Raw genomic sequence first — 21942 nt, 5'->3', positions numbered from 1 at the left:
CCTTGCCAGGACTTGATGCTCTCCGACCCTCCCATTGCCGATCGGTCCAGGCGCGGTCTGATTGCCGCCCACGGAGGCAGGCTGGTTGATCTGCAGGTTCCCTCAGGCCAGCGCGATGCCGTCAAGGCCGCGGTCGATCGAACGCTGGAGTGCTCCGACCGCAATGCCTGCGATGTGGAGCTGCTGATGGTGGGGGGTTTCTCCCCCCTGCTCGGCTTCATGCACGAAGACGACTACCACGCTGTGGTGGCCGGGCACCGCACCGGCTCCGGCCTGTTGTTCGGTCTGCCGATCGTGATGGACACCGACGACGGGAGCATCGCCGTCGGCGACCGGCTGCTGCTCACCTACAAGGGCCAGGATCTGGCGGTGCTCACTGTGGAGAGTCGCTGGGAGCCCGACAAGGTGCGGGAGGCGGCAGGCTGCTATGGCACCACCTCGATCGAACATCCCGCCGTGCGGATGATCTGCGCGGAGCGGGGCCGCTTCTATCTCGGCGGCGCCTTACAGGGCCTCGAGCTGCCCAGTCGCCCCTTCCCCTGCCGGACCCCGGCCCAGGTGAGAGCCGATCTGCCGAGCGACCAGGACGTGGTGGCCTTCCAGTGCCGCAACCCGATCCACCGGGCCCACTACGAGCTGTTCACCCGGGCCCTCCACGCCACCAACGTGAGCTCCGAAGCGGTGGTGCTGGTTCATCCCACCTGCGGACCCACCCAGGAGGATGACATCGCCGGACCCGTCCGCTTCCAGACCTATGAGCGCCTGGCCGCTGAAGTGGCCAATCCGCGCATTCGCTGGGCGTATCTCCCCTATGCGATGCACATGGCCGGCCCGCGGGAGGCCCTCCAGCACATGATCATTCGCAAGAACTACGGCTGCACCCACTTCATCATCGGCCGAGACATGGCCGGCTGCAAATCGTCTCTCAGTGGTGATGATTTCTATGGCCCCTACCAGGCCCAGGATTTCGCCCGCGATCACGCCAGTGAGCTGGGGATGGAAACGGTGCCGTCGCTCAACCTCGTCTACACCGAGGAGGAGGGCTATGTCACCGCCGAGCATGCCGAAGCACGCGGCCTGCACATCCGCAAACTGAGCGGCACCCAGTTCCGCAAGATGCTGCGCGGTGGTGAGGACATCCCGGAATGGTTCGCCTTCCGCAGCGTGGTGGAGGTGTTGCGTGAAGCCGGCTGATCTGCTGCCGGCCGGCCTTGAGATCGAAACGGTTCTGGCCGTCGTGCGGCAGCTGGCCTGGGAAGCTGTGGCGATTCTGCGGGCCTACGCCCGCGGCGAACAGCCCCCCTTCGGCTATCCGGCCGTGCTCTCTGTCGAGGATGATCCCAAAGGGCCTGTTTCAGCTGCTGATCTGGCGGTGAACGATCACTTGCTTGCCGGGCTCGGCCGAGCCTTCCCCACCGCCGCCTGGACCCTGCTGAGCGAGGAAACGGCCTGCCAGTGGACCGAGGGTGAGCCGATCGGTGCCGACTGGCTCTGGATCCTCGATCCGCTGGATGGAACCAAGGATTTTCTACAGGGCACCGGCGAGTATGCGGTTCACCTGGCCCTGATCCATCAGCAGCGTCCGGTGATCGGCGTTGTGGTGCTGCCGGAGCTCGACGAGCTCTGGTTCGGGCTGGTGGACGGGGAATCCTCAAAGGCCTGGTGTGAATCCCCGTCGGGCGATCGCCGACCGGTGCGCTTCAGCCCACGCCGGGCCATGGCTGAGCTGATCCCGGTCACCAGCCGCAGCCACCGCGACGATCGCCTCGATCAGTTGCTGAGCAGCCTGGGGGTGGCAGACGGCATCGCCCGCGGCAGCGTCGGCGGCAAAATCGGCGCCATCCTGCGCGGCGAAACCGATCTCTACATCTCCCTGTCAGGGCGCACCGCACCGAAGGACTGGGACATGGCCGCACCGGAAGCGGTGCTGCTGGCAGCGGGGGGATTCTTCACCCATGCGGATGGCCGCCCCTTGCTTTACAACACCGGCGACTCCAGGCAGGCCGGTTGCCTGATCGCCAGCCATGGTGCTGCCCACCAGGACCTCTGCCAGGCAGCGGCTGCCGCGATGGCAGGCATCGATCCCTTTTTCCCCCTCTGATGACCGCCCTTCCCACCGGAGCCGCCTCCAACTCCGGAGCCGCAACCAACATCGTCTGGCATCAGGCCTCGATCGACCGGGCCAGCCGGGCCGGACAACGGGGCCACCGCAGCGCCATCCTCTGGCTCACGGGCCTGTCCGGCAGCGGCAAGAGCACCCTTGCCAATGCCCTCAACGCCGAGCTTTTCGCCCGCGGCCTGGCCACCTATGTGCTCGATGGCGACAACGTGCGACACGGGCTGTGCCACGACCTCGGCTTCTCCGATGCCGACCGGGAGGAGAACATCCGCCGGATCGGCGAAGTGGCCAAGCTGTTTCTCGATGCGGGCGTGATCGTGCTCACCGCTTTCGTCTCCCCGTTTCGGGCTGATCGCCGCAAGGCCCGCTCCCTGGTGGAGCCGGAGGATTTCATCGAAATTCACTGCGCCGCCGATCTCGATGTCTGTGAGGGCCGCGACCCCAAGGGCCTCTATGCCAAGGCCCGTGCCGGACTGATCAAGGATTTCACAGGCATCTCCAGCCCCTATGAAGCTCCGGAAGCAGCCGAGCTCGAGGTGCCGACCGGACGGCAGAGCCTGGAGGAATCCGTGGCTCAGGTGATCGCTTATCTCGAGAAGAATGGCGTGATCGAAACGTGCCCTGCCCGTCCGGCTCAGCTCGACGCCGATGTGTAGAACCGCAGGGCGAAGCTCCAGAAGCGGCGGCTGATCAGCAGGCTGAGGGCCGCCACCGCCAGGCTGAGCAGAAGCCAAGCCAGCGAAGCGCGGCCCAGGATGGCTTCGGCGGGCACGGTGGTGAGGAATGCCACCGGCAACACCACCGTGAAGAACAGCCGCAGGCCGGCAGGGTAGGCGCTGACTGGATAGCGACCGGCCACCAGGGCTGAGCGCAACACCTCGGTGGCGTTCCAGACCTTGACGAACCAGATGCTGGTGGCCGCCAGCACGAACCAGAGGCTGTAGAGGATCAGGGCACTGGCGATCAGCAACAGGGCGGCGGTGCTCAGGCTGAGTGGATCAAGGCGGGCACCGGCACGCACGGCGGCCACCATCGCCAGCACCGTCCCGGCGATCAGTCCCGGCAGACCCCAGGGGGAGATGGTGCGAGTCGAGAGCCAGAACTGGCTGTCGACGGGCTTGAGCAGCACGAAATCCAGGGTGCCGGTGCGCACGTGGGTGACGATCGTGCTGAGGTTGGGCTGCAGCAGGGTGGTGGTCAGTCCATCCAGCAGGGTGTAAAGGCCGAGCACCACCAGGGCGGCGTCCCAGCTCCAGCCCCCCAGATCGTGGCCGTGGCCGTAAAAGAGCGAGAGGGTGAAAAGGCTGCCTGCCAGGTTGGCGATCACCGCCAGCAGCTCGATCACCACGTTGGCCTGATACTCCAGCTCCGCCGCCAGGGAGGCCGACCAGAACCGCCCCAGAATCAGCAGGTAGCGACGGGCCCGGACGACGACGGAAGCGGCCATCAGGCTCCCATCGCCGAATAGCGACGCAGGCCGGCACGCCAGAGCAGGGCGGCGATCGGCACGAACACCAGTCCCCAGCCGGCCAGAACACCGAAGCCCTGGAGCACGGGTACGGCACCGCCGCTGAGCAGCTGGGCCGGGAACCAGACCATCCAGGGGAAAGGGGTGTGCAGGGCGAAATCGCGAATCGGCTCGGGGAAAGCCTCAAGGGGAGCCACCAGGCCGGAGAGAAAGAGATAGGGAATCAACAGCAGGCGCTCCAGGGCCGCGGCCCGCTCGCTCCAGAAACAGAGCATGGTGAGGGCACTCTGGATGGCGAAACGCACCAGGAAGGCCAGCTGGGTGGCCAGAAACGCCAGCAGGAAAGCGGCTGGCGGCGGCCACCACAGGGCCGCCGGATGCAGCAGGGCCACCATCGCCACAATCGCCAGCACGAACGGCATCCTGGTGACCTGCTCGGAGACATGGGCCGCCAGGTAGCGCCAGAAAGGGTGCAGCGGCTGTAGCAAGGCCGGCGACAGGCGGCCCTGCAGAGCGTCTTCCTCGAAAGCATGGATGACCCAGACGATCGTGAACTGACGGACCACGAAGGCGGCCAGAAAATAGTGCACCAACCGCTGGGAGGTGAAACCCGCGATCGGCACCACACCGGAGCCGCTCCAGAGGCCGAGCATGATCAAGGGCAACACCCCGGAGAGAGCCCAGAGCACGATCTCGGCTCGGAACTCCAGCATCAGGGCGTACTGACTGGAGAGCAGCACCCGAGCGAGACGCAGGACATGCCGAATGGAGCGGAGCGGGAGATGGTGACGGCTCATCCCACGACTCCCAGCTGGAACAACCGGCCGATCAACTCTTCAATCGGCGGTTCGCTCACTTCCAGGTCCAGCACCGTAAATCTGGCCAGCAGACGGGCGACGGCATCGGTGAGCTGCTCCTGGGGGATCAGCAGACGCACCTTGCGTCCCTCCAGGGAATCAAGTGCACCGAAGGAGGCGAAGGCGGCGGCCTGTGGCGGTTCGGCCAGCTCAAGCCGCACCTCACGGCAGGGGGTGAGCCGCTCGGTGAGCGCATCAAGACGGCCGTCGAAGAAGAGCTGACCCTGGTGGATCAACAGCACCCGAGGGCAGAGGGCGGTGATATCGCCCATGTAATGGCTGGTGAGCAACACGGTGGTGCCGGTGCGGCGGTTGATGTCCGCGAGGAAGCGGCGCACCCGGGCCTGGGCATTCACATCCAGCCCCAGGGTGGGCTCATCCAGAAACAACACCGACGGACGATGCAGCAGGGCCGCCAGCAGCTCCGCCTTCATCCGTTCCCCGAGCGAGAGCTTGCGCACCGGGCGGGTGAGCTCGACGCCGAGCTCGAGCATCTCAGCCAGCTCGGCGATGCGGCGCTGGGCCTCGGCGTCATCGATGCCGTAGACGGCGGCATTGACCCGCAATGAATCGAGTGGTGGCAGGTCCCAGATCAGCTGCTGCTTCTGGCCCATCACCAGGGAGATCTGATGCAGAAAGCGACCCTGGCGACGAAAGGGGACACAGCCGGCCACCTCCACCGTGCCGGCACTGGGGTGGATCAGGCCGCTGAGCATCTTCAGGGTGGTGGTCTTGCCGGCGCCGTTGGGGCCCAGAAATCCCACGATCTCGCCAGGCTCGATCGTGAAGCTCACCCCGCTCACCGCCACCACATCGCGATGGCGACGGGCGACGAAATGGCGCAGGGTGCCCAGCAGCCCAGGCTGCTTGTCAGCGACCCGATAGGTCTTGGAGAGGCCCTCCGCACGAATGATCGGCATGGGCAAAAAGCTAGCTGTTGGTGGGCCCCGGAGTTGACGGGTGTTCATCTAATCCCAGCTCACCACCTGCGGGTCCGATCAGGGATCAGAGTGGCCAAGTGAATGAGCATACAAGGAGTGAATCAGCGGCTGTGCCGTCGACTGAATGTGGAGGCTACCGGGAGTTGACTTTGATGACAGCCCAATCGCCTCCGGACGGATTCGAAACAATCAAGGAACTGGCCTCCTGAGCTTGAAAAGCACTCGGCCAACGATTCCAACGCGTCTTTCCATCCACAACATTTGAATCATACTTGTCTCAACTCACGAGAGCATAGCTGTAGGAATGGACATTGGCAATTGCGATGAGGATGGCAATCACCCCGATCAGCGAACAAGCAGATCAATCTTCACAACATTCATTGCAAAATCAATACAGGCTCCATACAAGGGTACAGAAGTCAGAGTTGTTGGCACGCTTGAGTGCAGGCTGAGATCACGAATGAAACCTGCGCCTCGGACATTGCCGGCGATAATGGCAGACTAAGTGCCATCGCTGCAAGTTGGTTGCTGACAGGAAACTCCTCGGCTGCCAAACGAAGCTCAGCGAAGGCTGGTTGCCGATAAGGCGGAATTGGATAATGGATCTGGGTTTCTACGCCCAAAGAGGCGAGAACAGTACGGAGGCGATCCCGTTCGGGATGCTGAACGACATAAAGATGCCAGACAGGCTCGACCCCAGGCAAAACTCCAGGCAAAACAAGGGAGGTCTGGGCCAACTCACTCCCGTAGCGAGTAGCAATTTCTCGACGTCGAGAATTCCAGCCCTCAAGCCGCGCCAGCTTCACACGCAAGAAGGCAGCCTGAAGCTCGTCCAGCCGGGAATTGCATCCAGCTAAATCGTGATGGTGCTTGACGTGAGATCCATAGTTGCGAAGGCAGCGAATCTGATCAGCAAGCCCTCTGTCGCTTGTGATGATCGCTCCAGCATCGCCAAGTGCGCCGAGGTTCTTGCCGGGATAGAAACTGAATGCAGCCGCATCACCAAGGGAACCCACAGGCCTGCCACCCTGCCGGGCACCATGAGCCTGAGCGGCATCCTCTATTACCTTGAGTCCAAATTCGTGGGCAAGCAAATTAATTCCAAGAAGATCAGCCGGTTGTCCATAAAGATGGACCGGCATGATCGCCCGTGTCCTGGATGTGAGTGAAGCACGCAGTCTACTGATGTCGAGATTGTACGTCTGTGGGTCAACATCAACAGGAACTGGCGAAGCACCCAGGCTGGAGACAGCCAGCCAGCTGGCAATGAAGGTATTGGCTGGAACAATCACTTCATCTCCAGAACCAATTCCCCATGCCTCCAGAATAAGTCTGAGGGCATCGAGGCCACTGCCAACACCGATGCAATATCCAGCCGAACAGTAGGAAGCAAACGAATCCTCAAACGCGGCCAACTCTTCAGCCAGCACAAACCAGCCCTTCTCCATAACCCTGTGATAAGCCTCATCCAATTCAGGACGGATCTCCCGATGCAAGGCTCTGAAATCAAGAAACGGGATCAGCATGATCAGCAGAACACAGGGCTACGTTGCAGAGAGATGAGCACGAAACAGCCTGGAGAGCAGGGCAGAAAAGAAACACTCTTGACCTCCTAACAAATCCATAGTAAAATCCGAAGCGATTTTACAACATCAGACAAGCATCTAATCAATTTCGCTGAAATGATTGTCACAGGCAAGATCAAAAAACTTTCTATTTCTATCTTTAACATTTGGGCCTTCAGATAACTCATCCAACCAAGTCTCAACTCATGCCGAGTTCAAAGCACGAAGTCAATCTCATCAAGATTCCCGGCATTTTTGGTGACAGTGGAGAGGGAATGTTGTCTGTATTAGAAGCCAGTGAGCTGTTGCCATTTTGCATCGAGCGAATCTTCACCGTGGTAGACATGGCCAAAGGGAAGCGCCGCGGTGGACACGCAAACACCCTCGTAAACGAGGCCATCTGTTGCCTGCGAGGCTCCTTGAGAATAAGTACACTGACAAGACATCATAAGGGCAGTCATACACTCACCGATCCAACAACTTACTTGATCATTCCGTCTCACACCTGGACAGAAATTGAGGCACTACAAGACGGAACATGTTACTTGGTGGTTGCAGATCACTCCTATCAGGAAGCCGCTCCTTGTTACGTTCGAAATCTCGATGATTTCAACGTCATGAGCCGAGCAGAATGATTTCAGAGCAGAACTGGTTGTTTGGGCCTGCCAATATGTGAACACCATGACTGACCTATCTGGCCTCCAAGCAGAGAGTACCTCCTTCTGGCTCGAAGTAGGCCCACTACCACCGCCAGCGGAACACGCCAAGCCTTATTTATTTCACGATCCAAGGTTCTTTCATCTACACAGCATCAATGCAGGCCGCCGGGGTCTTTTCATCACGGTCCGTGATGATAAATCGAACAGCATCTGGGGGATGGGATTCGCCATCGAGATGTCACAAGGTTTGTGGCAGAGCCCTGGTCGCGGTACCTTTGGGGGAATTCAGTGGTTCAGGCCCATAAACCCCTTCGTTGTGGATCAGTGCTATGCAAAGCTAGAAGAATCTGTTCTGGCTGAAGATGGCAGTTCGCTGACAATCATTTTACCCCCTGAGGATTATTCTCCTTGGCAGGAGACCTTGACCACAGGTGTTCTGAAGTCCCGAGGCTACATCTTGGTTTGCACTGATCTGAACTTTTCCACCCCAGTAAACGCAGAAGCTCTTCAGGACAGAATGAAGCCTGACAAGAAATACGGAGTTGGCCGGGCGATTCGCAAAGGCATTACTACCAGAGATCTTTTATCAGCGGAACACAAGAGTGCTTACAGGGTTCTTAGCGACTACAAGCAACGGCGAGGCCTGCCGATGACCATGACTGAGAAGGCCTTCAACGACATGATAACCCTGATACCAGGTTCGATCATCTGGACAGGTGCCTTCCTTGAAGATGAGATGATCGGCGCCTCAGTCACGTTACAGATTTCCTCAGATATCCTGTCGATCTCTTACACCGGACACAGCCCAGAAGGGGATAAGATGTCTGTTCAGCAACTACTGATCAGTTCCATTTATGCCGAGGCTCAGCACAGATCCTGCAGGCTCCTTGACTTTGGGATTGCGACCAGGCTCGGGGTTCGTAATGAGGGGCTGATTACATTCAAGACTAGGCTTGGATTCAGGCCCGGTCAAAGAACAACTTGGAGTAAGAGGTTGGGCATATGGTGAGTCGAGACATCAACTCATATGCGAGTGCCTATGCTCTTGACTATGGCTTTGAACGGCATCAGGTTGCCTTCAGGCGTCGTTCAGTACTCAAACGTTGTGCTGCCAATCAAGCCAAACACGTTCTTGAAATTGGCTGCGGTCTAGAGCCTTTATTCATAGATTATCCACCAGTTTCCTCTTGGTATATCGTGGAGCCGGCATCGATGTTTGCAGAGTCAGCCAAAAAACTTGCTCTGGAGAATGTGCATGGCTGTGTTGTCGTTATTCAAGACTTTTTAGAGTCGGCACTGAATATTCTTAAAGAAACCCACGCTAATCATCCATTTGACCTGATTATTGCCAGTGGGGTTTTACAGGAAGTTTCAGATCCACAGTCATTTCTTGCTGGCATCCATTCGCTCTGCACACCATCAACCACTGTTCAGATTGACGTCTCCAATGCCCACTCTCTACATCGGCGCACGGCAGTGGAAATGGGATTATTGGATGCACCCTCTGAACTCAGTGCCCGTGGGAAAGTGCTTCAACAGCGTATCGTTTATGACAAAAAATCACTTCATGCCGAACTGATGGGTGCCGGATTCCAGATCAAAAATCATGGCGGTATTTTTATGAAGCCATTTGATCATGCGCGAATGGATCTGGCCCTAGAAACAGGTATTCTCACAATAGAGCATCTTTATGCTTACGAAAACCTTGGCGATCAATTCCCAGATCTGGCATCAGAACTCTGGGTAGAGATAACGATTGCAGATCATATCTAGGTAACGAAGGACGCCTTATTTCATTCAACAGCCATGGACTTCGTAGAAGCAGATCTACTCAGAAAGCTGAGCCTTCGAAACGAGAAACCAAATGTTGCAGCAAGAGCAAGGAGACAGTGACGAGGCCTGAAAGACAGGAATGCCGATTGGCGCAGGAATGCTGGGGCACGTGCATCGTTCATTTTGTACAATACAGATGCACTGTTGCAGAGCGTATGGATCCACATTCTACGAGCCGAGTTGGTCATTTTCTTTGACCTCACCAAGCGCAGTGCCATTTTGCAGTTTGTAGCCTGTGCATCGGAGTTTAATGATCCATCCTTAACGTGCAATGTTTGATGCAATGAATTGGCAACGATTCGATAGCTAAGCAGCGGTTCCGATACCCAATCAAAGCGAAACCGTTCAGCAATTCGCAACCACATATCCCAGTCTTCATAGGCAAGGGACTCATCGTAGTAGCCAACAATCTCGAGAACAGAAGACCGGAGCATGATCCCACTTGCCGGAATGAAATTATAGTAACAAAGAATGTCGAAGATGTTTCCACCAGTGCATCTAGTGAATTCATCTGAATTCAGAAACATGAAGCGTGGATCAGCACCACTTTTCTGATGATACAACTCAATGAATGAGGGATGCAAGAGGCTGCCAGACTCGTCAATACAGACAGCATCTGAAAAAATGGCTCCATAGGAATTGGAGAGTCGATCAAATCGTTCGACCAAACGATCCAAGAAGTGATGAGACCATATATCATCCGTGGCGACATGAGTAATGTATTCGCCCTTGGCGACCCGCATGGCTCGGTTCAGAGCTTTGCAGACACCCACGTTTTCCTCTAGTGAGATAAAATGAGGATCAAGCGGTTGATTGCGTCCAATCCAGTCTCTGATCAGAGCAGGGGACTTGTCTGTCGAGCAATCATCAACAACAATCAACTCATAATCATGATATTTCTGAGCCTTAATACTATTCAGGCATTCTATCACAAACCGTTCGTGATTGTAGCACTGTGCAATCACTGAGACACGGGGAGTTGCGATCACTCATTCACCTCAGGAGGAGTTCCCTGCTCGCGAGATGAAGCAACGAGTTCATAATCTTCAACCACCATGTCATTGGTGCCATGGAAGAGCCTGCTCTGCAACGGGAAGGGCCGGAGATTCATTCCGTCGGTTCTTCGTATCAAGCAAATTGATTATCCGCCCCTTCAGCGCAGCAGGGCCAGATCGCCACGGCCCTGCAGCTCAGCCAATTCATTGTAACCACCGATCGGTTGCCCATCGATGAACATCTGCGGCAAGGTGTTGCTGCCGCTGCGCTGTTCCACTCCGAGACGCTCGGCCTCGCCGTTCACCCACTGCACCTGATGGGGAATGCCAAGGGTGCGCAGCATCCGCAGGGCCCTCGCCGACCAGGGACATCCACTCAGAACAGCAACCTCGATCCGGGGATGACGGCGGTGGGGATGGGCCTGGCGGGGCTGAACAGACGATGACTGGACTGGTCTCTCTGGCGAAGCCAGGGTTGGTGCCGCTGGCTGAGCCGTCTGGAGAAAGCCGACCAGCAGCTCCGCACCCTTCAAAACCAGGGTGCCCGGCTCGAGGTGGCCGCCCCACACCTGGCAGTCGCCATCGGAGAGGCTCAGGTGCAGATGAACACCCTGGGGGGACACCGTGCCTTGCAGGGTGATGATCTCCAGATCCCCCGAGAGAACGGTGGGGGCGCCACCCCCGGGGCACTGGAAGGCCGCTCGCGAAAGGTTGCCCACCACACCCAGCACGAATCCCGAGGCGTTCTGGTCGATCGCCAGCTGCTCAAGGCTGAGGCGCAGGTCGCTGCCGGGGCCAAGATTCAGCGGCAGAGGTCGCATGGCTGGCCGTGGAGTCGGTGGTCAATGTACGTGGATGCTCCTCACCGCAGAGCCAACTCATTCCGCCGGCAGCACCTGGCGGTAGCCATTCGCCATCACCACCTGCAGCGGAGTGTCGAACAGGGCGCTGAGCGGTCCATCCCGCAGCAGCGTGTCAGCGGGCCCGTCGCCCACCACCTCCCCCTGGCGGATCAGAACGGCTCGACTGATCTCGGGCACGATCGCCTCGATCTGGTGGGTGGCCAGGAGCAGGGTGGTGCCGGAGCGGGCCAGATCCCGCAGGATCGACAGCAGCTGATGTTTCGCCTGAACATCCAGGCCATTGGTGGGTTCATCGAGAACCAGCAGTTCGGGGTCGTGCACCAGGGCCCGGGCCAGCACCAGGCGTCGCCGCTGACCATCGGAGAGCTGCCGGTAGGGACGCCGGGCAAGATCAGCGAGTCCCAGCTGGGCCATCAATGCCGCCACCCGGGCGTGCATGGCGGTGCTGGGCTGATGGCAGCGGCCGATCCCCACCGATCCGAAGAAACCGGAGAGCACCACATCGGCAGCGTTCACATCGACTCCATAGCCGGACTGGAGATCGGAGGAAACAAGGCCGATGCGGCGGCGCAGCTGCCAGAGGTTCACCGTTTCGCTGCCGAAGATCCTCAGCAGCGAGCCTGGCTTCACCACCGGGTAGAGCTCACGGCACAGCAGCCTGAGCAGGGAACTCTTGCCCGATCCGTTGGGCCCGAGCAGCACCGTGTGCTCGCCCAGCTGGAGCCGCAGGCTGAGGTTGGAGAACACCGGGCGGGGCCCAAGCCAGGCCTCCACATCCCTCAGCTCGAGGTACGAGCTGCCCGCCCCGAGCGGGGGCTGGCTGCACAGCCCGGTTGGCAGGATCACCTGGGCTTCGATCTGCAGAGCAACCATTCTGGCCAGGCGGCCAGGCCTGGGGCCAGGGCAGGGACCGGGGCTGGGATTCGTGGAGACTGACCAGGACCCGATCACAGGCAAGAGTTGGACGCATGGATCCCCAGGTCGCCCACGCCCTTTCCGCCGTGCTGTGGTGCGGTGTTGTGAGCTTCAAGCTGGTGCGCCTGGGTGAACGCTGGCGCTGGCGAGGAGGCGTGGCCCTGGGCAGGGCCTTCGGCCTGGAGCTGCGGCGTCGAGGGCGAGCCGGGAGGGCCGCATCGCCTGCCCCGTAGCCTCGCCGGCAGAAACCCCCCCCTGCCGATGCCGATCCGCAACCGTTGGTCGGACGCCGATGCTGCCGCCGCGATCGCCCGTTACGGCGCCGACGGCGTGGGCGAGGACCTGGCCCTGCGCACCTACTCGGCCCGCCTTCTGGGGGCTGATCCCGAGCTGGTGCTGCACGGAGGCGGCAACACCTCGGTGAAAACCATGGTCACGGGTCTGTTGGGGGAAGCGATCCCGGTGCTGTGCGTCAAGGGCTCAGGCTGGGACCTGGCCACGATCGAGCCCCCCGGCCACCCCGCCGTGCGGCTCGAGCCGCTGCTCGCCCTGCGGGCATTGGACACCCTCAGCGATGAGGCCATGGTGGCCGCCCAGCGCCAGAACCTGATCGACCCCGCGGCTCCCAACCCCTCGGTGGAGGCCCTGCTGCACGCCTTTCTGCCCCACCGGTTCATTGATCACACCCATTCGATCGCCCTGCTGGCCCTGGCGGATCAACCCGATGCCGCAGAGGTCTGCCGTGAGCTGTTCGGTGATCGGGTCGCCCTGGTGCCCTACGTGATGCCCGGCTTCGCCCTGGCCAAAGCGGCAGCCGAGGCCTATGAAACCGCCGCCGCCGAGGCCGCCGGTCGCGGAGGAGAGCTCGAAGGACTGGTACTGCTCCAGCACGGTCTGTTTTCGTTCGGGGCCACCGCCAGGGAGAGCTACGGACGGATGATCGAGCTGGTCGGGTTAGCCGAGCAGGCCCTGAGCCGCAGACCAGCCTCGTTCCATCCCATGGCCCTGCCGAGCCCCACCGCTGCGGCGGCTGTGCTGCCGGTGCTGCGGGGGGCCCTCGGCCGGGCCGCCGGCGCCGCTGATCTCCCCTGCCGCTGGCTGCTCGATCGGCGCGGCGGCGAACACGCCCGGGCCCTGGTCAACGACCGGCGCCTGGCCGACTGGGCACGCCGTGGCGTCGCCACCCCTGACCATGTGATCCGCACCAAGGCGTTCCCGCTGGTGCTGCCGCCAGCCCCAGGGGCCGATCAGCCCAGCGCGCTCCCCGCCTGGACGGCGGCCGTGGATCAGGCCCTGGTGGCCTATGCCGACGGCTATCGCGCCTATTTCGAGCGTCAGAACCGGCGGGTGGGCGGCCACAAGCAACCGCTGGATCCCCTGCCGCGGGTGCTCGCCATCCCCGGCCTCGGTCTGATCGGACTCGGAGCCAGTGCCGCCTCCGCCGCCGTCACCGCCGACATCGCCGAAGCCTGGGCCAGCACCCTGCTGGCGGCAGAAGCCTTCGGCTCGTTTGCACCGGTCGGGGAAGACGACACCTTCGACATGGAGTACTGGAGCCTGGAGCAGGCCAAGCTCGGCAAGGGCAGCGAGAAGCCCCTGGCCCGCCAGGTGGTGCTGGTCACCGGCGGAGCGGGGGCGATCGGCGCCGCCACCGCCAGGGCCTTCGCCGCCCAGGGGGCCGAGCTGGCCGTGCTGGATCGCGATGGCGAGGCCGCCGGCAGCGTGGCGGCCACCTGCGGGCGGCAGGCCATCGCGCTGGCCTGCGATCTCACCGATCCGGCCCAGGTGAGCGAGGCCATCGCGGCGGTGGCGAGCCACTTCGGTGGTCTCGACATCGTGGTGAGCAACGCCGGCGCCGCCTGGACCGGCACGATCGCCGATCTGCCCGAAGCCAGCCTGCGCGCCAGCTTCGAGCTCAACCTCTTCGCCCACCAGAGCGTCGCCCAGGCTGCCGTGGCTGTGTTCCGTACCCAGGGCTTTGGCGGCCAGCTGCTGTTCAACGTGAGCAAGCAGGCTCTCAATCCAGGCCCCGGCTTCGGCGCCTACGGCATCGCCAAGGCGGCCCTGCTGGCCCTGATGCGTCAGTACGCCCTGGAGGGTGGCGGCGAGGGAATCCGCTCCAACGGGGTCAATGCTGATCGCATCCGCTCCGGCCTGCTTGATGAGGCCATGATCCAGGCCCGCTCGGCAGCCCGTGGCATCAGCGAAACCGCCTACATGGCCGGCAACCTGCTGGGCCAGGAGGTACAGGCCGAAGATGTGGCCGACGCCTTCGTGGCCCTGACGAAGCTGGAGCGCACCACCGGCGCCCTGCTGACGGTGGATGGGGGGAATGTGGCGGCGATGGTGCGGTGAGGGAACTAGCGACGCCCCAGCAGCAGCCCCAGCCCGATCCACAGCACCACCAGCCCCAGACACAGAAGGGTCCAGGCCGGCAGCCCCCAGCCATCGATCGCCAGGGGTGCCACCACCGTGATCACGCCACCGGCCAGGAACGGCTGCAGCAGCAGCTGCTTGATCGAGAAGGCCGGCAGGGCGTCGCTGCGGTCGTCGGGGTCGGCCATGCGCAGCAGCAGCAGTCCGCTGGCCGCCACGCCGGTGGCCTGACCGAATTCGATGATCGCCCGCTCGAACCAGTCGGGCGGCAGAAAGCGGGGAGCCAGCAGCAGCACCACCGCCAGATTCCAGCCCAGCCCGGCCAGGGCCAGAACGCTCAGGGAGATCCAGTCGTGGCGCAGCAGGCTGAGGTCGAGGCAGGCGGTGGCGGCTGTGATCAGCAGATCCGCCGAAATCGCCCCCACCTGGCCCTGCACCGCTGCCGAGGCCAAGCCCTGCTGACCCGTTTTCTCCAGCAGCAGCCGCACCAGCAGCGAGCCGGCGATCGCCAGCGGAAACACCGGCAGTGCCTCCACCACAGCCATGAAGCCGCCGCCCAGCAGGGGGGCGATCCAGCGCAGGACTTCCAGCAGAGCCGCACCCAGCAGCACCGCCGCGCCGGCCAGGGCCAGGTTCACCGCCCAGGTCGCCGGGCCGGTTGATGGGGCACTGGGGTCGAGCGGCTGGATCGTCGGGAGCAAGGGCTCAGGCGCGCCGCCGGCTTCAGCAGCAGGCGCCTGGCTGGCTGCCGGCGACCCCTGACCCAGTAGCCCCGGCTGGCGACGGGCCAGCACCACAACGATCCCACCAACCACCGAGGCAGCCAGCAGACCCACCGTGGCCATCGCCAGCCCGAGGGCTTCACCACTGGCGAAGCCGAGGCTGGCGTAGCTCGGTCCCATCGCCGCCGCGGAGCCATGCCCCCCCTCGAAGGCCACCTCGATCAGGCAGGCCATCAGCGGATGCACCCCCAGCAGGGGCTGAAGCACGAACAGCACCGCCAGCCCTGCCACCAGGTACTGGCCGAAGGCCAGGGTGAGAGCCAGCAGAACCTGACCCGACAACGGCCGCCAGAGGCCCGAGAGCTTCGGCAGCGGTTTGCCGAGCAGCAGGGTGGCGAACACAAGGGTGAGCAGCGGCAGTGGCAGCCCGTCCCAGAGGGTCATCACCTCTGCCGGGATCAGGGGCAGTACCCCTGACGGCGCCACCAGCAGGCCCAGCGTTCCGGCCAGCAGGGCCTCCGGGATGCCCCAGCGCTTCAGTCCCAGCCGGCCGCCGATCGCCAGGGCGATGGCCAGCAGCAGCAGCAGGATTCCGGTGGCCGCCGCCAGCCAGCCGATCGCGGCGCCAAGGCCCTGCGGCAGCGTGATCACAGCTGGAATTGACGACGAAAGAAGGCTTCCGTGGCCTCCAGCACCTCCAGCTGCACCGCCCCGCTGCGGAAGCCGTGGCCCTCATCCGGAAAGAGGTGCACCTCCACCGTCACCCCGTTGTCGAGCAGCGCCCTGGCCATCCACTCGGTCTGGTCCGGTGGTACCACCGTGTCCTTGAGTCCCTGAAAAAAGATCACCGGGCAGGTGATGGCAGCAGCGTGGTGAAGCGGTGATCGCTGGTCATAGAGGGGCCTGGCAGAGGGCCAGGGCCCCACCAGGCCATCGAGATAGCGGGCCTCGAAGCGGTGGGTGCCGCTGACCAGAGCAGCCAGGTCGGCCACGCCGTAACGGCAGGCTCCGGCCCGGAACACATCGGTGAAGCAGAGCGCCGCCAGCACCGTGAAGCCACCGGCGCTGCCCCCCTCGATCGCCACCCGCCCGGCATCGGCCTGCCCGGCCGCCACCAACGCCTGGGCGGCAGCGGCGCAATCGGCAACGTCCACCACACCCCACTGGCCATCGAGTCGCTCGCGGTAAGCCCGGCCGAAGCCAGTGGAGCCGCCGTAATTCACATCCACCACCCCCCAGCCGCGACTGGTCCAGAACTGATTCAGCAGGTTCAAGCCCGTGCGCGCCATCGCAGTGGGGCCACTGTGCCCCTTCACCAGCAGTGGGGCAGCTGGGTGCGCTCCACCCTGAGGTGGGTAGTACCAGGCGTGGGTGGGCAGCCCGCCATGGCCCGCGAACCAGAACGGTTCCGGCACGCTGATCGCCGCCGGTGGCAACGGCCCTCCAGGGCCGCCTGCCGCAGGCGTATGGCACCAAACACCACTGGCCAGATCAAGCTCCAGCAGACCGGATCCGATGGTCGGGCCGCTGGCCACCGCCACCAGCCTGCCGTTCTCCGCCTGAAGGCAGGCCAGATCATCGAAGGGCAGCTCGATCGGTTGCCAGACCCCGGCAGCGCCCGGGGCGCTCGGCAGGGCGATCCGACCGAGACTCCAGTGGCCCGCCTCGCAGGCCGCCGCCACCAGTTGCTCCCCATCCCAGGCGGTGGTAGCCATCCCTTCAACCCACTGGGGCATGGCGAACTCCGCCTGCATCGGCAGCAACGCCTGCCAGCGGAGCGGCTGATGGGTGCCCGGCGGACCGGTGGCAGCACGACGCTGCTCAGTGCCGACCAGCCGCTCGAGGTTCCACCAGCCGCTGCGGTCGTTGGCCACCACCAGGTCACCATTGGGCAGCCAGAGCGGCTGGAACACTGAGCAGGCCTGGGCCGCCGCGTCGGTGGCGGTGGATGGAAGGGCTCCAGCGATGCGCCGAGCGTCCTCCAGAACCCCTTCGGCGTTGAAGCGGCCAATCTTGAGCTGAGCGCGCTCCCAGGGCATGAACGGTTGCTGCCACTCCACCCAGGCCAGCTGGTCGCCAGACGGGCTGAGCGCGGCGTAACCACAGAACTCGACGGGCGGATGCAGCGGCAGCGGTTCGCCGCCGCCCAGGGGCACAGCCACCAGCCGGTCGGTGCCGTCCGCCTCCATCACCCCGATCCAGCGACCCCGTCGCGCGTCGATCAGCCCGCCGGCGAAGTCGCGCTCGGCGGGCTCGCAGAGGCGCCGCACCGGCCCTGGCTCCAGGGGTCCGGTGGCCGGCAGCTCCAGACACCAGAGGCAACGGTCGCCGTCATGGCTGAACACCAACACGGTGATTCCTGGGCCTGACAACCCGACGGCATAGGAACCGCCGCCGAAGCCATGCACGCGGCTGCGCAGGTTCCAGGGCGGCGGGGTGAGCTCGATCGCCGCTGCATCCGGGGTGGTGCGGCAGATCAGGGTGGTACGGCCCTGCTGCTGGGGTCTCTGCTCCAGCCAGAACAGTCGCCCCTGGTGCCAGCGGGGCTCCTTCACCGTGGACTGGCGTCCGACCGCAGCCACCGCCGCCAGCGGATCTCCCAGACGTGTCTTCCCCAAAGGCTTGCCGCCACCGACGGCTTCTACAATTTCACCATCGTTTCAGGTGATGCCTTGGCCAGCAGCTTCGCCAGGATGGCCCGCCAGGCGGAGCAGAGCAGCCGCAGCGTCCAGGTGCCCAAAGTGGTGCTGGATCCACCGCCGCTGCTCATCCACACCCTGGGCGATCAGGTGCTGCGTCAGCCGGCCCGGCGGATCAGCAAGGTGGACGAGACGGTTCGTGAACTCGCCCGCGACATGTTGCGCAGCATGTACTCCGCCCATGGGATCGGCCTGGCGGCTCCCCAGGTGGGAGTGCACAAACAGCTGCTGGTGATCGATCTGGATCCCGAAAACGCCGCAACGCCGCCGATGGTGCTGGTGAACCCGGAGATCGGCTCCAGCAGCGCCTCCCTGGAAACCTACGAGGAGGGTTGTCTCAGCATTCCTGGCGTCTACCTCTCGGTGGTCCGCCCCAGCGCGATCGAGGTGAGCTTCCGCGACGAACAGGGCCGGCCGCGACGGATCAAGGCCGATGGCCTGCTCGCCCGTTGCATCCAGCACGAGATGGACCACCTGCATGGGGTGCTGTTCGTTGATCGGGTCACCGACGAACTCAGCCTCAATGAAGAGCTTCAGGAGCACGGCTTCCTTCGCGACACCGTCCATTCCCTTCGCTGAGACCACTGCCATGCCGATGAATCCCCTGGCCGGTGTCTTCCTGGCCCTGGCCTGCCTGCTCGGGATCGCCGCCACCGGCTCGGTGTTCGAACTGGCCTATGGAGATCCAGATCTGGGCATTTCCACCACCCGGCTGATCCTGGCGGCCTGCCTGCCCGGCACGCTGATCAGCCTGCTGGTCGCGATTCGTCTCAACTTGCCTTCCGAGGGCTCCTGACGGGCCCCGGGCTCACTTCTACGATCGGGTTCCTCCTTGCTGCTCCGTGCTGTGAACCGTTCGGCCTGTCTCACGCGCCGCCTGGCAGGGTTGGCTTCTCTGGCCTCCGCCCTGGCAACAACCCTGCCCCTGCCGGCCGGCGCCCAGGCCCTGTTCGGGGCCCGCGAGTTGCCGCAGGAACGCTTTGTGCTGGTGGCCGCCCCAATCGGCGATGGCACCCGCGCCCAGCTCAACATCTACGAACAGATCACCGACCGGCGTCCTTGCTTCGCCACCTCCGGCGCCAACCCCGCCCGGGTGGATCCGCTGCTGGGCAGCTTTGATTTCACAGGCATCTGCAGCCGCTACCTCGACGCCAACGGCTATTCCCTGCGGATCGGTGGAGAAGATCTGGCCACGGTGTACCGGATCAGCGTGGTGCGCAGCGGCAACGACAACCTGTTGCTGGCGGCGCCCACCCGCAACCAACCCGGTCCTGAGATGGTGGTGGCCCGCACCCAGGGCCATGACGCCGGCTTTCTGCTCTTCATGCCCGAACCGGGCTGGAAGCTGATGCGCCGTCATTTCGGCAATCGCGCCCTCGGCCACCTCTACATCTATCGCGAGACCTGGCCCGGTGCCGAAAACAGCACGGGAACAGGCGCAGGCTCCACCCAGGTGAAGCCAGTGGCCCCTGCCCAGCCGCCCCTGCCCGGCAGCAAAGAGTTGCCCAGCTCAGGCTCGCCAGTCCAATCAGGCAAGCAGCCCCTGCCGGAGGCGGTACCCAGCAGCAAGCTCCCGGAGCAACCCGTGTTGACGCCCAGGCCGCTGCCAGCTCCAGGTACCGTCGCGCCAGCTGCCGGCGGCACGGTTCCCAAAACTCCATGAAGGGGGTTGTGGAGGGGCAGTTGCTACATTGACCAATCTCAAGCCCCTCTGCGTGGTTCATGACCCAGGTCACCGTCGGCGAAAACGAAGGAATTGAATCGGCCCTCCGCCGCTTCAAGCGTCAGGTGTCCAAGGCGGGCATCTTTGCCGACCTCAAGCGCCTGCGCCACCACGAAACCCCCGTCGAGAAATACAAGCGCAAAGCCCAGCAACGCCGCCGTCGGCGCTGACGCCGCCTCGGCAGGATTTCCATCCGCTGAGCCCACCATCTGCGGCTTCATGCTTCGGGGGGGTCCGATCTGTCAACCCGGTCAAAGGATCGATAGGTGAGCGCTTCTGCCAGATCGGGAGGGTCAACCTGGTCGCGATTGCCCAGATCGGCGATGCTGCGTGCCACTCTCAGCAATCGCTCCGCTGAGCGGGCACTCAGCCGCCTCGCCTGAATCGCCTGACGCCAGAGGGCCAGTCCATCCGCCGACAGGCGGCAGTAGCTGTTCAGTGCGCCGCTGGCCAGCACGGCGTTGGCACAGCCGCCGGGATTGCGCGCCATCATCCGCTGCCGGGCTGCGGCAACCCTGCCTGCCACCACCTCCGTACGGCACGGCGAAGCTGCCGAAGCAGGAGCGAACCGCTCCAGCAGATCGTCGGCCTCCAGCCGCCGCATCACCACCTGCAGATCGATGCGATCCAGCAGGGGTCCTGACAACCGCGACCAGTAGCGCTGACGCAGGGCTTCACCACACTGGCAGGCCCGCTGGGGATCCCCGAACCAGCCGCAGGGGCAGGGGTTGGTGGCGGCCACCAGGGTCACCCGGCAGGGGAAGCGGCTGCGGTCCCGGCTGCGGCTGATCCACACCTCCCCTTCCTCCAGGGGTTGACGGAGCTGATCGAGCACCTCGCGGCGGAACTCAGTCAACTCATCGAGAAACAACACGCCGTTGTGGGCCAGCGACAGCTCTCCTGGCCTGGGAATCGCACCGCCACCGATCAGGGCGGAGCCCGTGCAGCTGTGGTGCGGCGTTCGGAACGGGCGCTGCTGAAGCAGGGCCGTGCTCGGCCCGAGCAGACCCGCCACCGAGTGCACCTGGGTGGTTTCGAGGGCTTCGGCGTGGAGAAGCGGTGGCAGCAAACCGGCCAGACGCCTGGCCAGCATCGTTTTTCCGCTGCCGGGCGGCCCCACCAGTAGGAGGTGATGGTTGCCAGCCGCAGCGATCTCAAGGGCTCGACGGCCATGGGCCTGCCCCCGCACATCGGCCAGCTCAAGCGGTGCGACAGCGGTGGCGGCCGTGATCGGGCGACAGGGGCTGGCCTGCTGGGGGTTCACCAGCAGCTCACTGACCTGGGCCAGCCGATCGGCGGGCCAGACCGCCAGCCCCTCGATCAACATCGCTTCGGCCCCATTGGCGGCGGGCACCACCAGAGCCCTGGCACCGCCGCGCCGGGCCGCCAGGGCCAGGGCCAGCACGCCGCGCACGGGCCGCAGGCTGCCATCGAGGCCCAGCTCTCCGGCACTCCAGACCCCTTCCAGCCGCTGCGGGGCCAGCTGACCACTGGCGAGCAGCAGGCCGAGGGCGATCGGCAGGTCGAAGGCAGGCCCTTCCTTGCGCAGATCGGCGGGCGCCAGGCTGATCACCACCCGGGTGAGCGGCATGCGGAAGCCGCTGTTGCGCAAGGCGGCGCGCACCCGCTCGCGGGATTCGCGGCCGGCCGCATCAGCCAGGCCGACGATCTGCAGTCCGGGCAAGCCCGGGGCGATGTCCACCTCCACGCTCACCTCGGAGGCCTCAAGGCCCCGGAGAGTGGCGCTGCTGCACCGTGCCAACATCAGACCAACCGCCCGGGGACAGATCACCAGTTCCCCGCCTGTCCCACCCCACAGCCAGTGACCACAACGATCTTCGGGCGCATCCTGCAGGGGGAGATTCCCTGCGATCAGGTCTATGCCGACGATCTCTGCCTGGCCTTCCGGGATGTCCAACCCCAGGCGCCCGTGCATGTGCTGGTCATCCCACGCCAGCCCCTGATCAACCTGGCCGACGCCGCCGAACCCGATCAGGCCCTGCTGGGCCATCTCCTGCTGGTGGCCGCCAAGGTGGCCCGCCTGGAGGGGTTGAGCGCCTGGCGCACGGTGATCAACACAGGAGCCGAAGCCGGCCAGAGCGTCTTTCATCTGCACCTGCACGTGATCGGTGGCCGTCCTCTCAGCTGGCCGCCCGGGTAGCCCGAGCACTCACCACCTGGCCGCCCAACGGCGACAATGGCGCCAG

Annotated in this window: 23 protein-coding genes; 13 read left to right on the top strand and 10 right to left on the bottom strand. The window is 63.6% G+C overall.

What is annotated here, in order from left to right; genetic code table 11:
• The first annotated feature begins 15 nt into the window (after positions 1-15).
• The 3 genes from sat to cysC are packed head-to-tail and all read left to right on the top strand — an operon-like array spanning position 16 to position 2775.
• Complete coding sequence (gene sat, locus ACXMDY_RS03460; protein WP_259703166.1) at positions 16-1194, top strand: sulfate adenylyltransferase; 1179 nt, start codon at positions 16-18, stop codon at positions 1192-1194.
• Positions 1181-2101, top strand: a complete 921-nt coding sequence (locus ACXMDY_RS03455; RefSeq protein WP_259703165.1) for a 3'(2'),5'-bisphosphate nucleotidase CysQ family protein — start codon at positions 1181-1183, stop codon at positions 2099-2101. The genes sat and ACXMDY_RS03455 overlap by 14 nt, the downstream gene beginning before the upstream one ends.
• Complete coding sequence (cysC, locus tag ACXMDY_RS03450; protein WP_259703164.1) at positions 2101-2775, top strand: adenylyl-sulfate kinase; 675 nt, start codon at positions 2101-2103, stop codon at positions 2773-2775. The genes ACXMDY_RS03455 and cysC overlap by 1 nt, the downstream gene beginning before the upstream one ends.
• Here the strand turns inward: cysC and ACXMDY_RS03445 are convergent.
• The 4 genes from ACXMDY_RS03445 to ACXMDY_RS03430 form a co-directional block, all read right to left on the bottom strand.
• Positions 2754-3566 (bottom strand): ABC transporter permease, encoded by an 813-nt coding sequence (locus tag ACXMDY_RS03445; RefSeq protein ID WP_259703163.1) that lies wholly within the window; start codon positions 3564-3566, stop codon positions 2754-2756. The two genes, cysC and ACXMDY_RS03445, sit on opposite strands and share 22 nt — an antisense overlap.
• Positions 3566-4384 (bottom strand): ABC transporter permease, encoded by an 819-nt coding sequence (locus ACXMDY_RS03440; RefSeq protein ID WP_259703162.1) that lies wholly within the window; start codon positions 4382-4384, stop codon positions 3566-3568. Before ACXMDY_RS03440 ends, ACXMDY_RS03445 begins: the two co-directional genes overlap by 1 nt.
• On the bottom strand, positions 4381-5364 hold the full coding sequence (locus ACXMDY_RS03435) for an ATP-binding cassette domain-containing protein (RefSeq protein WP_399244496.1): 984 nt from the start codon (positions 5362-5364) through the stop codon (positions 4381-4383). Before ACXMDY_RS03435 ends, ACXMDY_RS03440 begins: the two co-directional genes overlap by 4 nt.
• A 440-nt stretch (positions 5365-5804) precedes the next feature.
• Positions 5805-6911, bottom strand: a complete 1107-nt coding sequence (locus ACXMDY_RS03430) for a DegT/DnrJ/EryC1/StrS family aminotransferase (RefSeq protein WP_259703161.1) — start codon at positions 6909-6911, stop codon at positions 5805-5807.
• A gap of 245 nt (positions 6912-7156) precedes the next feature.
• On the opposite strand from ACXMDY_RS03430, the gene ACXMDY_RS03425 reads away from it, so the two are divergent.
• The 3 genes from ACXMDY_RS03425 to ACXMDY_RS03415 are packed head-to-tail and all read left to right on the top strand — an operon-like array spanning position 7157 to position 9382.
• A complete protein-coding gene (locus ACXMDY_RS03425; protein ID WP_259703160.1) occupies positions 7157-7585 on the top strand; it encodes a sugar 3,4-ketoisomerase in 429 nt (142 codons plus the stop codon).
• A 46-nt stretch (positions 7586-7631) separates the two neighbouring features.
• The gene (locus tag ACXMDY_RS03420; protein WP_259703159.1) at positions 7632-8618 is read left to right on the top strand and encodes a GNAT family N-acetyltransferase; all 987 of its coding nucleotides are present in this window, start codon (positions 7632-7634) and stop codon (positions 8616-8618) included.
• Positions 8612-9382: a class I SAM-dependent methyltransferase gene (locus tag ACXMDY_RS03415; protein ID WP_457767370.1), complete on the top strand. Its 771-nt coding sequence runs from the start codon at positions 8612-8614 to the stop codon at positions 9380-9382. The genes ACXMDY_RS03420 and ACXMDY_RS03415 overlap by 7 nt, the downstream gene beginning before the upstream one ends.
• Positions 9383-9402: 20 nt before the next feature.
• Here the strand turns inward: ACXMDY_RS03415 and ACXMDY_RS03410 are convergent, their stop codons facing one another.
• The 3 genes from ACXMDY_RS03410 to ACXMDY_RS03400 all read right to left on the bottom strand — a co-directional run bounded on the left by ACXMDY_RS03410 (position 9403) and on the right by ACXMDY_RS03400 (position 12173).
• Positions 9403-10431 carry a glycosyltransferase gene (locus tag ACXMDY_RS03410; RefSeq protein ID WP_259703157.1) on the bottom strand — a complete coding sequence of 343 codons (1029 nt, stop codon included), beginning with the start codon at positions 10429-10431 and terminating at the stop codon, positions 9403-9405.
• A 164-nt stretch (positions 10432-10595) separates the two neighbouring features.
• On the bottom strand, positions 10596-11258 hold the full coding sequence (locus tag ACXMDY_RS03405) for a PCC domain-containing protein (RefSeq protein WP_259703156.1): 663 nt from the start codon (positions 11256-11258) through the stop codon (positions 10596-10598).
• Positions 11259-11315: 57 nt separating this feature from the next.
• Positions 11316-12173 carry an ABC transporter ATP-binding protein gene (locus tag ACXMDY_RS03400; protein WP_259703155.1) on the bottom strand — a complete coding sequence of 286 codons (858 nt, stop codon included), beginning with the start codon at positions 12171-12173 and terminating at the stop codon, positions 11316-11318.
• Positions 12174-12268: 95 nt separating this feature from the next.
• Here ACXMDY_RS03400 and ACXMDY_RS03395 point away from each other — a divergent pair, with 95 nt between their 5' ends.
• On the top strand, positions 12269-12448 hold the full coding sequence (locus ACXMDY_RS03395; protein WP_259703154.1) for a hypothetical protein: 180 nt from the start codon (positions 12269-12271) through the stop codon (positions 12446-12448).
• 28 nt (positions 12449-12476) lie between these two features.
• The gene (locus tag ACXMDY_RS03390; protein WP_259703153.1) at positions 12477-14570 is read left to right on the top strand and encodes a bifunctional aldolase/short-chain dehydrogenase; all 2094 of its coding nucleotides are present in this window, start codon (positions 12477-12479) and stop codon (positions 14568-14570) included.
• A gap of 5 nt (positions 14571-14575) precedes the next feature.
• Here the strand turns inward: ACXMDY_RS03390 and ACXMDY_RS03385 are convergent, their stop codons facing one another.
• Together ACXMDY_RS03385 and ACXMDY_RS03380 are read right to left on the bottom strand one after the other, a co-directional pair.
• Positions 14576-15964: a sodium/glutamate symporter gene (locus tag ACXMDY_RS03385; protein ID WP_399244487.1), complete on the bottom strand. Its 1389-nt coding sequence runs from the start codon at positions 15962-15964 to the stop codon at positions 14576-14578.
• Positions 15961-17895: an alpha/beta hydrolase family protein gene (locus ACXMDY_RS03380; protein ID WP_457767369.1), complete on the bottom strand. Its 1935-nt coding sequence runs from the start codon at positions 17893-17895 to the stop codon at positions 15961-15963. The genes ACXMDY_RS03385 and ACXMDY_RS03380 overlap by 4 nt, the downstream gene beginning before the upstream one ends.
• Positions 17896-17985: 90 nt before the next feature.
• On the opposite strand from ACXMDY_RS03380, the gene def reads away from it, so the two are divergent.
• The 4 genes from def to rpsU are packed head-to-tail and all read left to right on the top strand — an operon-like array spanning position 17986 to position 19905.
• A complete protein-coding gene (gene def / locus ACXMDY_RS03375; protein ID WP_259703151.1) occupies positions 17986-18591 on the top strand; it encodes a peptide deformylase in 606 nt (201 codons plus the stop codon).
• Between the two features lie 10 nt (positions 18592-18601).
• Complete coding sequence (locus ACXMDY_RS03370) at positions 18602-18808, top strand: hypothetical protein (protein ID WP_259703150.1); 207 nt, start codon at positions 18602-18604, stop codon at positions 18806-18808.
• Between the two features lie 36 nt (positions 18809-18844).
• Positions 18845-19675, top strand: coding sequence for a DUF3747 domain-containing protein (locus ACXMDY_RS03365; RefSeq protein WP_259727617.1), 831 nt, complete (start codon positions 18845-18847; stop codon positions 19673-19675).
• A gap of 59 nt (positions 19676-19734) precedes the next feature.
• On the top strand, positions 19735-19905 hold the full coding sequence (gene rpsU / locus ACXMDY_RS03360; RefSeq protein WP_010304532.1) for a 30S ribosomal protein S21: 171 nt from the start codon (positions 19735-19737) through the stop codon (positions 19903-19905).
• Positions 19906-19952: 47 nt separating this feature from the next.
• Here rpsU and ACXMDY_RS03355 read toward each other — a convergent pair whose 3' ends face one another.
• Positions 19953-21500: a YifB family Mg chelatase-like AAA ATPase gene (locus tag ACXMDY_RS03355; protein WP_259703148.1), complete on the bottom strand. Its 1548-nt coding sequence runs from the start codon at positions 21498-21500 to the stop codon at positions 19953-19955.
• 57 nt (positions 21501-21557) lie between these two features.
• On the opposite strand from ACXMDY_RS03355, the gene ACXMDY_RS03350 reads away from it, so the two are divergent.
• The gene (locus ACXMDY_RS03350; protein ID WP_259703147.1) at positions 21558-21896 is read left to right on the top strand and encodes a histidine triad nucleotide-binding protein; all 339 of its coding nucleotides are present in this window, start codon (positions 21558-21560) and stop codon (positions 21894-21896) included.
• The last annotated feature ends 46 nt before the right edge of the window (positions 21897-21942 follow it).

Source organism: Cyanobium sp. ULC082, assembly GCF_977927535.1.
The sequence above is the reverse complement of the archived record's forward strand: the minus strand, read 5'-3'. Positions and strand labels throughout refer to the sequence as shown.